The sequence below is a fragment of the Ruegeria sp. C9 genome (assembly GCF_056537585.1).
The window spans coordinates 466,630-481,688 of record NZ_JBQFRU010000003.1; the positions used below are offsets into that span (position 1 = coordinate 466,630).

General features: G+C 56.8%; 12 protein-coding genes and 1 tRNA gene. 3 read left to right on the top strand and 10 right to left on the bottom strand.

Annotated features, from left to right (window positions below; genetic code table 11):
• The first annotated feature begins 124 nt into the window (after window positions 1-124).
• Window positions 125-1,096 carry an agmatinase gene (gene speB / locus ACR0NE_RS10600; protein ID WP_170594776.1) on the top strand — a complete coding sequence of 324 codons (972 nt, stop codon included), beginning with the start codon at window positions 125-127 and terminating at the stop codon, window positions 1,094-1,096.
• Between the two features lie 30 nt (window positions 1,097-1,126).
• Here speB and ACR0NE_RS10605 read toward each other — a convergent pair whose 3' ends face one another.
• From ACR0NE_RS10605 to ACR0NE_RS10640, 8 genes are all read right to left on the bottom strand, one after another.
• Window positions 1,127-2,347, bottom strand: coding sequence for an aminopeptidase P family protein (locus ACR0NE_RS10605; protein WP_170594778.1), 1,221 nt, complete (start codon window positions 2,345-2,347; stop codon window positions 1,127-1,129).
• A gap of 160 nt (window positions 2,348-2,507) precedes the next feature.
• Window positions 2,508-3,719: an ABC transporter permease gene (locus tag ACR0NE_RS10610; RefSeq protein WP_170392003.1), complete on the bottom strand. Its 1,212-nt coding sequence runs from the start codon at window positions 3,717-3,719 to the stop codon at window positions 2,508-2,510.
• 5 nt (window positions 3,720-3,724) lie between these two features.
• A complete protein-coding gene (locus ACR0NE_RS10615; RefSeq protein ID WP_170392001.1) occupies window positions 3,725-4,999 on the bottom strand; it encodes an ABC transporter permease in 1,275 nt (424 codons plus the stop codon).
• A gap of 69 nt (window positions 5,000-5,068) precedes the next feature.
• A complete protein-coding gene (locus tag ACR0NE_RS10620; RefSeq protein ID WP_170594780.1) occupies window positions 5,069-6,160 on the bottom strand; it encodes an extracellular solute-binding protein in 1,092 nt (363 codons plus the stop codon).
• Between the two features lie 101 nt (window positions 6,161-6,261).
• Window positions 6,262-7,362 carry an ABC transporter ATP-binding protein gene (locus ACR0NE_RS10625; RefSeq protein WP_170401347.1) on the bottom strand — a complete coding sequence of 367 codons (1,101 nt, stop codon included), beginning with the start codon at window positions 7,360-7,362 and terminating at the stop codon, window positions 6,262-6,264.
• 132 nt (window positions 7,363-7,494) lie between these two features.
• Window positions 7,495-8,208, bottom strand: a complete 714-nt coding sequence (locus tag ACR0NE_RS10630; protein ID WP_170594782.1) for a maleate cis-trans isomerase family protein — start codon at window positions 8,206-8,208, stop codon at window positions 7,495-7,497.
• Entirely contained in the window at window positions 8,205-9,350 is a 1,146-nt protein-coding gene (locus tag ACR0NE_RS10635; protein ID WP_170594784.1) for a M24 family metallopeptidase, read from the bottom strand. The genes ACR0NE_RS10630 and ACR0NE_RS10635 overlap by 4 nt, the downstream gene beginning before the upstream one ends.
• Window positions 9,347-10,390, bottom strand: a complete 1,044-nt coding sequence (locus ACR0NE_RS10640; protein WP_170594786.1) for a pyridoxal-phosphate dependent enzyme — start codon at window positions 10,388-10,390, stop codon at window positions 9,347-9,349. The genes ACR0NE_RS10635 and ACR0NE_RS10640 overlap by 4 nt, the downstream gene beginning before the upstream one ends.
• A 203-nt stretch (window positions 10,391-10,593) precedes the next feature.
• Between ACR0NE_RS10640 and ACR0NE_RS10645 the strand changes: the two genes are divergently transcribed.
• Window positions 10,594-10,679 (top strand) — tRNA-Leu (locus ACR0NE_RS10645).
• An 8-nt stretch (window positions 10,680-10,687) separates the two neighbouring features.
• Here ACR0NE_RS10645 and ACR0NE_RS10650 read toward each other — a convergent pair.
• Window positions 10,688-11,185 carry a hypothetical protein gene (locus tag ACR0NE_RS10650; RefSeq protein WP_170391988.1) on the bottom strand — a complete coding sequence of 166 codons (498 nt, stop codon included), beginning with the start codon at window positions 11,183-11,185 and terminating at the stop codon, window positions 10,688-10,690.
• On the bottom strand, window positions 11,178-11,939 hold the full coding sequence (locus tag ACR0NE_RS10655; protein WP_170420864.1) for a response regulator transcription factor: 762 nt from the start codon (window positions 11,937-11,939) through the stop codon (window positions 11,178-11,180). Before ACR0NE_RS10655 ends, ACR0NE_RS10650 begins: the two co-directional genes overlap by 8 nt.
• Window positions 11,940-12,552: 613 nt before the next feature.
• Between ACR0NE_RS10655 and ACR0NE_RS10660 the strand changes: the two genes are divergently transcribed.
• Window positions 12,553-15,000: a beta strand repeat-containing protein gene (locus ACR0NE_RS10660; protein ID WP_170818737.1), complete on the top strand. Its 2,448-nt coding sequence runs from the start codon at window positions 12,553-12,555 to the stop codon at window positions 14,998-15,000.
• The last annotated feature ends 59 nt before the right edge of the window (window positions 15,001-15,059 follow it).

The window sequence follows — 15,059 nt, forward strand, 5'->3', positions numbered from 1 at the left end:
CGTGAGTGGCTCGAATTACTGAAGCTGCACGCCGGGCATCTCGACATTGGTCCATCCTGAGCACAAGATGCTGCTGCGATTGATGTCATCGAACGTGACAGTGGCAATGAAAAAGGAAATACCCATGCAAGACCATGGTTATAAGGCGGGGCGACTAAACCTGCCTTTTGTCGGCATCTCAACCTTCGCCAAATCTCCTTATGTTGAGAATTGGGATGAGATAGAGGCGGATATCGCCGTTCTCGGCGCGCCCTTCGATTTCGGGACCCAATGGCGACCGGGGGCGCGGTTTGGACCTCGGTCCGTGCGCGAAGCCTCGACCCTGTTCAGTTTCGGCCACGCCGGGGCTTATGATCACGAAGATGACGCAACCTATCTGGATGGCTCCGTGCGGATCGTTGATCTGGGGGATGCGGATATTATCCATACCAAGACCGAGGAAAGCCATGCGAATATCGAACTGGGCGTGGGCAAAATCCTGAAAGCAGGCGCGCTGCCGGTGACCATCGGCGGCGATCATTCGATCAACATCCCCTGTATCAATGCCTTCGCCGAGGATTGCGCGCAGATCGGCCCGATCCATGTGGTGCAGATCGACGCGCATCTGGATTTTGTCGATGAACGCCACGGGGTGACTGCCGGGCACGGAAACCCGATGCGGCGGGCGATTGAGAAAGACTATGTCTCGGGCATGACGCAGCTGGGCATCCGGAATGTCTCATCCACCGCGAAGGAAGGCTATGACGACGCCCGTGCGCGCGGGTCGGACATCCTGTCTGTGCGGCAGGTACGCAAACTGGGGGCCGAGGCAGTGCTGGCGCGTATCCCGCAGGGGGCACGGTATTACGTAACGATAGATATCGACGCTTTTTGCCCTTCAATCGCGGCGGGCACAGGTACGCCCAGCCATGGCGGGTTTCTCTACTACGATGTACTGGAAATTCTACAGGGTCTGGCCAAACGCGGGGATGTTGTGGGCATCGATCTGGTCGAAGTCGCGCCTGCTTACGACCCGACGGAAAGTACCCAAATTCTGGCGGCGCAGCTATTGCTGAACTTTCTGGGCTTCATCTTTCACGAACGCGCCCAGCGGTAGAAGGTGGGGCTTGTCGCCCCACCCGTTTTTTCATGCATCGATGATGTTGTGGCCGGGACCATAGGGGAAGCCGGTGATGTTCTCGGCCCCGTCTTCACCAACCACAAGGATATCGTGTTCACGATAGCCGCCCGCGCCGGGCTGGCCTTCGGGGATCCACAGCATCGGCTCGATCGAGACGACCATGCCGGGTTCCAGCACCGTGTCGATATCTTCGCGCAGCTCCAGACCGGCCTCGCGCCCGTAATAGTGGCTGAGGATGCCGAAGGAATGGCCATACCCGAACGAGCGATATTGCAGCAGGCCCTCATCCGCGAAGAAGCGGTTGATCTCAGCCGTGATGCCCGAGCAGGTCGCGCCGGGTTTGATCAGGCTCAGGCCCAGTTCGTGCGCCGCGACATTGGCCTTCCACAGGCGCAGGCTGTCGGCGTCGGGTTCGCCCAGGAACAGCGTGCGTTCCAGCGCGGTGTAATAGCCCGAGATCATCGGGAAGGTGTTCAGCGACAGGATATCGCCCTTTTGCAGCGCGCGTTTAGTCACCGGGTTATGTGCGCCGTCGGTGTTAAGCGCCGACTGGAACCAGACCCATGTGTCGCGGTATTCGGCATCCGGGTAGGCGCGGGCGATTTCCTCTTCCATCGCGTCGCGTCCAGCCATGGCGATCTCGATCTCGGTGGCGCCTTCACGGATAGCTGCGTGAATGGCGGCCCCACCCACGTCAGCGGTGCGCGCGCCGCCTTTGATCAGCTCGATCTCTTCTGCGGATTTCACCATGCGGGCAAACATCGTGTCAGGTGCGATATCGATCAGTTCCGGTCCGCCCAGCATGTCCAGCGCCGTGTTGCGCGCCGCCAATGTCATGTGGTCGCCTTCGATCCCGATCCGTTTGGCACCGCCGATCAGGCTGGCCACTGCGCGCCAGTAATTGTCGCGCTTCCAGTCGGTGTAGATGACGTTGCCCTCAACCGAGCGCCGCCACGGTTGGCCCGCGTCGATGTTTGCCGAGACAGTGGTGCAAGCGTCCTGTGTTACCACGCAGCCGTAGGGGCGGCCGAAAGAGCAGTACAGAAAGCCGGAATAATAGGCGATGTTCTGCATCGAGGTCAGCAGGACGGCGGGGATGTCATGCTTGGCCATGATTGCGCGCAGGGCGCCAAGGCGGCGGTCGTATTCGCCCTTGCTGAACGGCAGGGGCGCTTTGTCGCCATTGTGGCAAATGAAGAATTCGGGGCGTTTTGTTGTGTCTGTCATGACTTGGTCTCTCATCATTGCCGGGCGGCAAACCCGGCCACTTGTCCCGGCGTTCAGGACAGGCGGTCTCGGGGTCCGAGAGCCGATCATCCCAGTGCGTCCGCGACGCCATCGCGGCTGGGATGAACAGGTGAATCGTTAGATCAGACCTAGGCCTGCGTCAAGCGGGGGAAAGGCCTCGCAGGCGCTCGGACCGACGGCGCAGCAGCTCGACCGTGGTCAGCAGCGCAATCGAGATCACCACGAGGATCGTGGCCACCGCCAGAATGGTCGGGCTGATCTGTTCGCGCAGGCCGGTGAACATCTGCCATGGCAGCGTTTTTTGGCTAGCCGAGCCGACAAACAGTACCACGACCACCTCGTCGAATGAGGTGATGAAGGCAAACAAGCCGCCTGAGATCACACCCGGCAGGATCAAGGGCATCTGAATCTTGAAGAATGTCCGCACCGGACCCGCGCCCATATTCGCAGCCGCCCGCGTCAGCGAGCGGTCAAAGCCCACTAGCGTTGCGGTCACGGTGATGATGACGAATGGAATACCCAGAACGGCGTGAGCGAGGATCACTTTCACATAGCCCACAAAGTTCTTGTTCATGCCCAGTGTTCCCTCCATGAAGCGGCCGATATCGCTGTAGAAGAAGAACATGCCTGTGGCTGAAATGATCAGCGGCACGATCATTGGCGAGATTAGGATGCCCATGATGGCGCGGCGGCCTGGAACGTGGCTCTGGCTGAGGCCAATGGCCGCCAGCGTGCCCAGCGAGACCGAGATGATCGTCGCAATCGGCGCAATGATGAGCGAGTTCTTGAAGCTGCGCTGCCATTCATTGTTGGTGAAGAAATCGCGGTAGTGCTTGAGCGAGTACCCTTCCGGGTCCAGACGCAGCATTTCTGGCGTGAAGGTAAAGAAGTCCTGCGCGTTGAACGAGAGCGGCAAAACCACGAGGATCGGGGTGATCAGGAACACGAAGATCGCGCCGCAGATCACCCGGAACAAGTAGTGATAGAACACTTGTTTCGCGGTCAGATAGGGCAACAGTTTCTGGCGATATCGACCTTCGTACAGCCAAAAGATAAACCAGACGAAGAACCATCCACCCAACAGGCCCAGAACGCCGCCCATTGGGCCAGAGAACAGAAAACCGACGATGCCAAAGCCAAGGATATTGATCCATCGGGCCAGTTTTTCGTTCTTGAGTATCGTGATGTAAACCCAGGCCACAGCGGCGATCAAGGCTGCCCCTCCAATGATGCCGAGGAAGACCGAGCCATTGCCCGCGCCGACAAAGATACCGGCGAAGGCGCCTGCCAGCGCAACGCTTGGCAAAACCATGGACAAAGGTTTGCGGGATATCGGAGTAAGTGCGGCCATGTCGATTATCCCAGCTTCACGTTATCAATGCCGACAATCTTGTCGTAGCACCAGTAGAGCAGCAGTACGACGCCCAGAAGGATCGTTCCCAATGCCGCGGCCAGCCCCCAGTTCAGCGAGGACGAGATGTGATAGGCAATCCGGTTCGAAATAAAGACACCCTTGGTGCCGCCAACGATTTCAGGCGTGATGTAGTAGCCGATCGCCAGAATGAACACGAGGATTGAGCCCGCGCCAATGCCAGGAATGGATTGCGGGAAGTAGATGCGCCAGAATGTCGTCCAGTTGGTCGCGCCCATGGATTTTGCGGCGCGGGTATACGAGGGCGGTATGGTCTGCATCACCGAATACATGGGCAGGATCATGAACGGCAGCAGGATATGCGTCATAGCTATGATCGTGCCGATCTGGTTGTTGATGATCACCAGCCTGGCGTCGTCGGCGACCAGTCCCAGCCAGACCAATGTTTCATTGATCACGCCCTGTTGCTGCAACATCACCTTCCACGCCGAGGTTCGCACCAACAATGACGTCCAGAAGGGCAACAACACGAGGATCATCAGCAGGTTCGACACCCGCATCGGAAGTGTCGCCAGCAAATAACTGACCGGATAGGCCAGCAGGATACAGGACGCGGTGATCACCAGCGACATGAACAAAGTGCGCCCGAACAGCTTGATCAGGATCTGCTTGTCCTCGGGCTGCGCCTGCGCGCCCTCGGGCGTGCGGCGCATGTCCACAGCGTTCAGAAAATAGCCATTGGTGACAGCGGGCGAATGCGTCTTGATAACCGCCCAAGTCTGCGGTTCACCCCAGCCGTCGTGAATCTCGATGACCTGGTCTTTGAACGGCCCATCGGTTTCGGGGTCCAGCTTACCCATTTTCCGACCCGAGCGGCGGAACATCGAAGACATGCCTGTCTCTTCGTAGTTCAGACGCGAACCCAGCCGGGTGTGTGTCTTGTTATCGACGGCCACGACCATATCGCGGACAAAGGCGTCATAAACGGCCTCGTCGGGCAACTCGCCGCTGGTTTCATCCCAGCTTTGCAATGCTTCAACCGTCAGGGGCAGTGTCTCTTGTACGATGCTGTTTTCCACAGATCGGAACAGCATCGCCGCAATAGGCACGATGAAAGAGAACATAACGAACAGCAGCAGTGGGGCGACCAGCATCAGGGCCCGCAGCTTTTGCCGTCGCAGAGACCGGGCCAGCGATTGCTTGAGTGGCGTGCCGTCCGCGGCCAGCATGGGACCAGTATTTTGGGTGGCGTCAGTCATCGGTACCCCTTGGGTATTTTTGGGGTCGGGGGCGATAGCCGCCCCCGACAATCTCAGGAAATCAGACGCTTATTGCGCCAGCCAAGCCTGGAATTTGGCGTCGATATCGTCGCGGTAATCCGCCCAGAACTCGTAGTTGTACAGGAACGTGTTCTTGGCGTTTTCCGGATCGGTCGGCATGTGTGGTGCCATGTCGATGCCCAGATCGGCGTGCTGACCCACCAGCGGTGCAGAGGAGGCACGAGCCGGGCCGTACGAGATGTACTTGGCCTGATCTGCCAGACGCTGCGTGTCAGTTGCGAACATGATGTAGTCCAGTGCGCGCTGTTGACGCTCCTCGCTCAGGCCAGCCGGAATGATCCAGCCATCAAGATCGAATACCTGAGCATCCCACAGCATCGCAACCGGCTGCTTTTGCTCTTCGATCACGCTGAACAGACGGCCGTTATAGGTCGAACCCATGACAACTTCTCCATCAGCCAGCAATTGTGGCGTGTCGGCACCGGCAGACCACCAGACGACACTGTCCTTGATGGTGTCCAGTTTGGCCAGGGCCTGGTCCTGACCTTCAGCAGTGGCCAGAACGTCGTAGACGTCTTCTTTTGCAACGCCGTCACACAGCAACGCCCATTCCATGTTGTTGATCGGGCGCTTTTCCAGCGAGCGCTTGCCGGGATAGGCTTCAAGATCGAATACTGCGCAGATGTCGGTTGGCGGAGTATCACCGACCAGATCTGTGCGATAACCGAAAGTGGTTGAATAGACGATCTGCGGGATAAAGCAGTCGCTGACCAGAAGGTCACCGAAATCTTCGGAGGCAGGCGTGCCATCGGGGGCAGGGGCCAGTTGAGTGTCGAAATCGATCTCAAGTGCCAGACCTTCGTCGCAGAGGCGGATCGCGTCCGCCGCAACCACATCAACCACGTCCCATGTGATGTTGCCCGCTTCGTTCATCGCGCGCAGTTTGGCGACGGCCTCGTTCGAGCTGTCATCATTCAGGATGGTGACGCCGGTCTTCTCCGAATAGGGCTCGTGATAAGCCTTGAGCTGCGATTTGGAATAGGCGCCGCCCCACGAGACGATGGTCATCTCTTCGGCGGAAACGCCGCCAGCCGCTGTCGCAATAGCAGCTGCTGTCAGCAGTGTTTTGGTAGTTTTCATGTGTTACTCCCAGTACTTCCCGTTTGTTGTTTGGTCAGCTGACGCACGGGTTTTCGCCAGCTGGTCCCTCGGTAAGCCACGTTTGTACCGCGCGGCTTGGTCTATGCGTCGAGCGCACGACAATCCTTTGCAAGCCAGCCGATCTCGATTTCCTGTCCGGGATTCAGACGGATGGCGTCGGGGGCATTCCGTGTTTTGACGATGAACTCGTCATTGCCCGCCACCGACATGCGGAAGCGGAACACGTCGCCCATATAGATGAATTCCTTGACCGTTGCTTTCAGCGTATGTGCATCGGCATGCAGTCGGTCTTTATTGAATTCTACGCGCTCGGGCCGGATCGAGACCTTGGTACGTTCGCCCGGATTGTGCACGTTGATCGGCACCGCATCGATTTCCGAGCCGTCATCCAATTGCACAAGGCAGGTATCTCCATCGATGGATTTAACAACACCTTCCAGGGTATTGTTTTCACCGATGAATTGCGCCACGAAACTGTTGTCGGGTTCTTCATACAGCTGATCCGGCGGGGCCAGTTGCTGAATGCGGCCATCGTCAAACACCGCAACACGGTCGGACATGGTCAATGCCTCGGTCTGGTCGTGGGTCACGTAGACGGTGGTAATGCCCAGTTCATGCGCCAGACGGGTGATTTCGAACTGCATATGCTCGCGTAGTTGTTTGTCCAACGCACCCAGCGGTTCGTCCATCAAAACCAGTTCGGGCTCGAACACCAGCGCACGTGCCAGTGCGATCCGTTGCTGCTGACCACCCGACAACTGCGCGGGGCGACGATTGCCGAAGGCACCCATCTGCACCATGTCCAGCGCGCGTTTGACTTTCTCCTCGCGCTCGGACTTACCCAGCTTGCGGACTTCCAGCGGGAATGAAAGATTCTCGGCCACAGTCATATGCGGGAACAGAGCATAATTCTGGAACACCATCCCGATGCCACGTTTGTGCGGAGGGATATTGTTGATGGGTTTTCCATCCAGAAGAATCTCGCCATGTGTGGCGGTTTCGAATCCGGCAAGCATCATCAGGCAGGTCGTCTTACCTGATCCGGACGGCCCGAGCATGGTCAGGAATTCGCCCTTTGGCATTGCCAGGTTGAGATCTTTGACGACGAGGTTCTCGCCATCATAAGACTTTTGAACGCGTTGAAATTCAACAAACGCGGCGTCGCTATTTGTGTCGGTCACAAGACCCCCTGTTGCGTCAAATGATTACCCGGTTGGTCCGGGCCTCATTGATCTTCTCGTGCATTGATGACGAGGCTAACAAATGGTCGCAAGCCCGTAAAGCAATTGGAGTCGCGTAAACGCCGCATTTGCCTAATTTTGCGACACGTTCAGTTGTTTCATATGCCAGGCCAAACTCTGGTTGCTTGACAGGACAGGCTTGCCGATCTGCGCTTCGATCCTTGGGATAGCCGTCAGTGTCCGAAGGTTCGTACAACTAAGGAATACGGCGTCGACTGTTGAATCTCTTCCCAGTCGCACGGCGGCATCGACCACGGAATCGGTTGAGATCCGCACAACTTTGGCTTCTTCGGATTCGCCGAAAGTGCCAAACACATCCATCGAGATGCCTTGTTCTGCAAACGCGCGTCGCAACGGAGTGTTTACTTCTTCAATGTAAGGCGACAGCAGTGCAAATTTTGAGACGCCCAAATGTCTCGCGCAGGCGGAGGCTGCCCGCAACGGGTTGGTGACGGTCGCTGTATTACAGGTCTGCATGACCATCTGCTCAACCCGATCCGAGCCGATAACCGAACTGGCTGACGTACATCCATAGCCAACAACTCGATAGGGCCGCGCCTTTGGCAGCAGATCAGCCGCTGCAGGCAAGTCGGTCTCCATCTGCGCCAGCGTGTCGGTGTTAACCTCGGCCCCGCTGGGAATGCGGCTGACATAAAGAGGGCTTTTGTCATCGATAAAAAGGCTACGAAACTCAGGTTCGATTGTCTCGTCAGTCTGTAAAACGATCAGCCCCATTGGTACGGCCGAGGGATCGTCAGGATCCAGTGTGTACGGCAACGTGCTCATATCTCGGCAATCTCCGGTCCTATCCGGGGGCTGAGGAATTCGGGCGCGCCTTCGGTTATCAGGATGTTTTCTTCGTGCACGAGAATTTTGCCATCGACCGCAATACCCGGTTCAAGCGTCAAAACCATTCCCGGTTGCAGTTCAGTATGATCATCGGGAATAAGCGAAGGCCATTCGGTCAACGACATTCCTAACCCGTGGCCCAGTCTCCCGGCATCGGTACCCGCGCTGCCATCGGTAAGTATTGTGTTCATCGTATGAAAAAGCTGAGAAGCCGTCACGCCTGGGCGGGCTTGATCAAACGCTTCATCCGAAGCCTCGACCAATCTGGCATGTGCATCGCGTACCGCCTTGCTCGCTGGGCCGACGGACCAATTGCGATCATAGTCGCAAAAATAGCCATCGTGGACGAGGCCGGTGTCGAGCATCAGCACATCGCCTATACGAAGCGGGGTCTGCGTCGCGGGTGAGATTACATCCGAGTACCCGCCTTGCTCGGCCCCTCCGGCCAGATAGGGCACCCAGTCGGCACCCTCTTCAAGGCAGAGTCTCTGAAAGTTTCGAAATATCTGATCCAGCGGTGTCCCTGCTGAGGCAATCTCGGGCACTCGTGCAAAGGCGTGGGCACCAATCTGACAGGCAGTTCGAATCTTTGCGATCTCGGCGTCAGATTTCACCATCCGCAGCGCCCGCAGGATGCCATGGTCACCCGTAATTTGGCGCGCTCCAATTGCGGATTCGAGATGCCTTAGATCGGCCAGTGGCATCCTTACATGGGTCTCATGCCCGTCGGGGCAGCCGATTGAGGCGTTTTCAGGCGTCAACCCTCTCAGTGTATCGGCCAGCAGGGATACCCCATCATCTTCAAGGTCGGGTGCACTCCAGGTTCGAATGTCGTCGATCCATGTCTGTGCCATCAATGCAGCACCGATGGATGGGATTACTGCAACCGGCTTGCCAGAAATCGGAACGATCAGAAACCAAGGCCGCGTTGGGCTTTCCCAGAAACGGGTCAGATAACCTGTGAAATAGCGAAGCTGGGGCTCAGTCGTAAGCAACAGGGCCGAAAGACCGGTTTCTTGCATCCGATGCTGGGCGCGCGCAACGCGGGTCGCGAATTCCTCTGGTGCGAAACCTCTCATGCAGGTTGCTCGCTCAAGATGCAGAGCACTTTGGAATTCGGTCCAATACCCAGTTCACTACGGATCGCGTCGTTCAGAACGGCCGCAATGCCAGCACCGCCCGAAGCGCTGGTTTCCAACCCGGCCTTCGCCATGGCCGGAAGCTGTGCTTCGACAGTGTCATCCTCGATTGTCACAAACAGATCGGCATCTCGGGCCAAGCCGTTCAAGGCGATCAGCGAGGGCTCTTTGCAATCCAGTCGCCCCATGATGCTGTCGGGCCCGTCAGCAAACACACAATGCCCCGCTTCGATACTGGCCTGCAGCGCCGGGGCAGAGGTTGGCTCGACAACAATGATCTGCGGAGCATCTCCCCAAACGACCCGCGCATAGGCAGCGACGGCTCCGGCCATGCCGCCAACACCGGCTTGCAGAAGAATGTGCGTTGGTGCCTCATTACATTGCTCGGCGGCTTCGACCGCCATTTGCAGATACCCTTCCATCAGCAAGTACGGTAGTTCAGTATACCCCTCCCAGGAACTGTCCGAGAGCAAAGTCCAGCCATTGTCCCGCGCCGCTTGACTGGCTGCTTCCATGCTGGCGGCGTAATCCGCACCCGCCCGGACCACTTGTGCGTTTTGAGCGCGCAGGCGATCTGCAAAGCTTTCTGGAACTGTTTCTGCGATGTAAACAACTGCATCAGCTCCGAAAGTGCGCGCGCCCGCGGCCATGCTCATCCCGTGATTGCCCGCGCTTGCCGTAACATAGGTGCGCCCTTTGAGCGTGTTACCATCTGGCGTGACCGAGATGTCATTCGCTTCGCAGGCGATCACATAAGCCGCACCCAGCGCTTTGAACGATCCCAGGCCCATACGGCTTCGCTCATCTTTAACCCAGAGATTCGCGACGGGTGCCAGCGCCGATGCATTCACAAGGGGCGTTTCGACAAAGTCAGGGCAGAAGAATCGATGCCGGCCCAACCCATCTGTCTCTACGGAGGGATAAGGGGCCTGATCCGAAAGCTTAGAACCACCTCGAAACGGGTTACTGACTAGTTTCATCGCTCGCTCCCTGATCTTGTGTTGCGCCGACGTGAACGAATTGGCCGAAGGCTGTCAAGCTCGGCCTTGATTCAGCAGGATTGTGTTAGTGTTCTGCATGCATCCCTGGATCTGATGAATGAGTATCTTTTCAATCGTTTTGGTTGGTTGTAAGTGTCTGCACACGACATCGGCGCGGTGAGACAAAACTTCGACGATGATGTGCGGGCGTGATGGAATGGTAGACATATCGGACTTAAAATCCGAAGGCCTTAGTGCCGTGTGGGTTCGAGTCCCACCGCCCGCACCACTACCATCTCAGACAGGGAAACCCAGTTGGGTGATCAATTTCCAGATATCCCTGTTGGCATTCGAGAGCTGAGTGACAACATCCTCGATTTCTTTCATTGCTTTGTCGTCGACTGTGTCTTCACGACCAAGTTTGATGTCAGTCTTGCGATCAGCAATGCGCATCAGGATGGTCTTTGGATTTCCGCTTTCCTGATCGAAAGAATAGATGCAGTGATTGTACTTGTTTCGAATAGAGGACAGGCGCGACAACCGCTGGGTGTGTTCGAGAATCGGATCGCGGATTTCAGGGGGGCGACCCTCCATCTTGGCGAGACGTTCGACCAGATCGATACGGGCACGTGTGGTGTTAAGCGTCAGGAATATGATGACCGCAACATCTTTGTTGGCTCCGGTCAGACCTGCGATCAGGTGGATCAGCAGGCTTTCCGTGTTCGTCCACATATAGTTGAGCCGACCCACCAACAGAATGAGCCGGTCGAACCGGGTTTCGAATGCCTCATCCAACGGGCGCGTTGCGCGCTTCGTTCGGCGCGACCTCAAAGTAGAAATGCGCAGCTTCAGTCCGGTTGCTCACATCGATCTTGCCCGAGACATTGTGCATATGCAGTTTGACGGTGTGTTCGGTGATGCCCAGATTCGACGCAATGGTCTTGTTGCTCTTGCCTTGCGATACCAGCCTCAGGACTTGCTTTTCGCGGCGCGTCAGCTTTGAGTATCGCAACAGTTTGTCAGGCGACCGGGTTCTGGTTGCAGGCTGTTTTTCGATAGGTGTGCCTGGCGCACTTTGTGTTGCGGTCATGCTGTCGGCCAGAAAGCAGGGCAGGTGCAGCTCTTCGTGCATCAGAAGGCGCAGTATTGCGCGCCAAACATCCGGCGCCACGTTCATTGGCAAATACCCGACACTGCCGAAACGGGTACGATCCCAGCGTTCGAACAGAACCCGGGCCGGACTTTTCTTGCGATAGGCGAAGGCCAGACATCCTGTCTCGGCGAGCTGGGAGTAATCAGCGGGCCGCGCCAACAGATCTTCGAGCATCATCTGATCCACAACAATGATGCGCTCGGAGGGAACAGAGTTCCCACTCTCGGCCAGCAGGTCGTCAAGGCTTTCATATCTTGACGCACGAACGCCGAATTCGCTTTGAACACTTCTCAGGGTTTGGTTCGAGTAGAACAGTTCCTTGCCGATAAAAATGATCGACAGCTCTTCGGGATATTCAATCTGATCACGGGCGTCTTCTTGCAATGAAATATTCATTGATCTTCCCCCCACTAATACAAACGCCGCCCTCTGAAACTTTAAATCGGGTACAGAACTGGATGGCGCGAAACAGTAACTTTGAACTCAAATAGTACCTTATTATAGCTGAAAGTACGTGTTTCAGCAACCAAAGGCGGGTTCCGCAATACCGCGTACTAGAACCTTTGATCAGGTTTTTCGTATATAGTTTTAGCGTAACTTTATGAAATTTCAGGGTTAATAATCCTATATGTTTGCGCATGATTGTTTCTGAGGCAAATTTGGTGCGAAATACGCCAGATTTCGAAAAATATATATATTAAACAGCTAATTACGGAAAATAGCCCTTTCGGCCAGCTATGCACATCCCCTTATCGCTGCAACCATGCCCAAGCTTCAATTTGTGAAGTGATCTTAGACCTGACGTGCCTGCGGTCCGCGTATTTCTGCGAATTCTCCGTGGTCATGGAATCGGCTTAGCCGAGAAAGGGGGGCAAACCAAACAGAAGACCTTCACGGCCGCGCGAGTGTCCAGATTGACACGTTGCGCGCAAAGTCTGTTTCAAACCGCGCCTGTTACCGCTTTGTAGATGAATGGCGGTCTGGTGCTTCAGTAAAAGTGGAACTTATTATGGAACGCAGATTAGCTCCAATCACCGATGTCCAAGAAGTTATCGACGATCAGGATCCTGTTGTAGACGAACCGCAGCTGGAAGAAGAAGAGATGGCTGTTGAAGATTTGAACCAACAGCAACAGCAGCAGCAACAACAGCAGGGCGACGACAGCAACACCAACGGTGGTAACGACAGCAACACCAATGGTGGTAACGACAGCAACACCAATGGTGGTAACGACAGCAACACCAATGGTGGTAACGACAGCAACACCAATGGTGGTAACGACAGCAACTCACAGACCAATGGCGGTGACGACAGCAACACCAATACCGCGACCGTAGATATCGACTTCGGCGGCGGAGAGTGGATTCCGCGCGACGATGACAAAGTCGACGTTGATATTGAGGACGTCGAAGGTGATGTCGGCGACGTTATTACTGCCGGTGACGATGTAAATTACGATCCAGGCGACGACGTCAACATTGATATCTCGCAAGACGGGCCCGGAAATGATTTCGCGTCAATCAACCAGCAGTTTGCCAGCCTGGAAGACAATGACAGTCTGGGTACCGCAAGTGTCGTGAATTCAGGTGATTTCACACAAAGCGGTGACGCCAACGGCGGTGAAGCCTATGCCGAAGACGGTATCGACGTAAACAACGACGGTGGCTCCTCTGGCGATGGCGGCATGAGCTATGGTGGTGAAGCCTATGGCGACACCAATGGCAGCCATTCGCTGGCCTTTGGTGGTCATTCAGGAAATGCTGATAGCGCTGCGACAGGTGGAGATGGCGCATCTTCGGGTGATACCTATAACGCAAGCCTGGGTCTTGGTCATTCGAGTGCCAGCGCAGACGGTGACAGCACCGGCGGCGAAGGCGGCGCAGCAGACAGCGAGTCTAATGCCGACAACCACGGCGAAGCGAGTTCCGATAGTGACTCTACTGGTGGTAACGGTGGTAATGCCGGATCGATTGGCCTTGGTCTTGGTCTTGGTTTGTCCGGAGCGAACGCCGATGGCGATGCAGACGGTGGTGACAATACATCTGGGGCATTAGCTGCTGGCCTTGGTCTGGCAGGCACCGATGCTTCCAACGACGGTGCCGATGGTGGCGCTGGTGATGCCGATAACGATGGTTCGGCAGACAACTCTAGCGACGGAACCAACGAAGCCAACGAGTCTTCCTCTGGAGGCAATATTGGTTTGGGTCTGGCTGGCGCTGGCGCGATGGGCTGGAATGATGCCGATGGCGGTAGCGGTTCCGGCGGCGAAGGCTCCGGCGGCGAAGGCTCCGGTGGCGAAGGCTCCGGGGGCGAAGGCTCAGGCGGTGAAGGCTCAGGCGGTGAAGGCACTGGTGGCGAAGGCTCCGGTGGCAATGCCAATGGTGGCGACGGCACCGGCGGAGATTCCGGCTCGGTAGAAGAAGCCTTCCCATTCCCGGTACTCCTTGTGGAAGAGGAAGATCCTGACGGAGACGAAGAAGCTGCAGCAGCTGGTAACTCGAACGGTACCGGCGGAGACGGTGGTACTGGTGGTGCAGGTACCGGCGGTACGGGTACTGGCGGTACAGGTACTGGTGGTACGGGTACTGGAGGTACTGGTACTGGTGGCACAGGTACTGGCGGACCGGGTGCTGGCGGTACAGGAACCGGTGGTGCAGGCGGCGGCTACGTTGACACGGATGCGGATGCGCAAGGTGTTGGTGACCAAGATGCTGCCGGCCCTGTAATCACGCAGTCACCTGGTGATATCGATGGCTCTGCCGACAATGATCAGGACGTTGACGGTTCTGGTGGTAATGGTGGTACCAACACAAGTAATGGATCAGCAGACGCCAGCGGCGATGGAATGGCATCGGCCGAAGGTACTGGTGGCGCTGGCGGTACGGCCAACCCCGAGGCAAGCTCGGCCGGAAGCGGTGCTGGTTCAGCTGACGCAACCAACGAAGCCGGAAACGGCGGTGACTCTGAAGCATGGGCCGATTCAGCCAACGATGGTTATGCCGAAAGCCTTGCCGAAGCGATTGCCGGATACGGTGGAGATGCTTCGTCCGATAATGATGCGGACTCGATGGCTTCAGGTGATGCAACGGGTACTGCGATGTCAGGTGACGGCGGTGCCGGTGGTGCAGCGGCATCGACTGGCGGTACCAGCGGCGACGTCATGGGCTCGTCTACTGGTGGTGCAACCACAGGTGCAATGAACACCGGTGGTGAAGCATCCGGTGCATATTCGGGTGCCGGTGGTGCTGGCGGTAATGGCGGTACCTGGGGTTCGGATAATGGTGGCGATGGTATCGTCAACGGCGAGTCTTATGCATCCGCAGCAGCAGTCGTCGATACGAACGCGTTCAACCAATCGATCGTACAGGGTGCCAACGTGCTTGGTAACTCGGTCGATACGACCATGGTTGGCGGTTCGATGACCTCGACTTATTCGAGCGACGACACCGAGGTCTAAGACCAATTCGCGGGGGCCGCATTATCGGCCCCCGTTCAATGAAATCGCCGGGGCCGCGT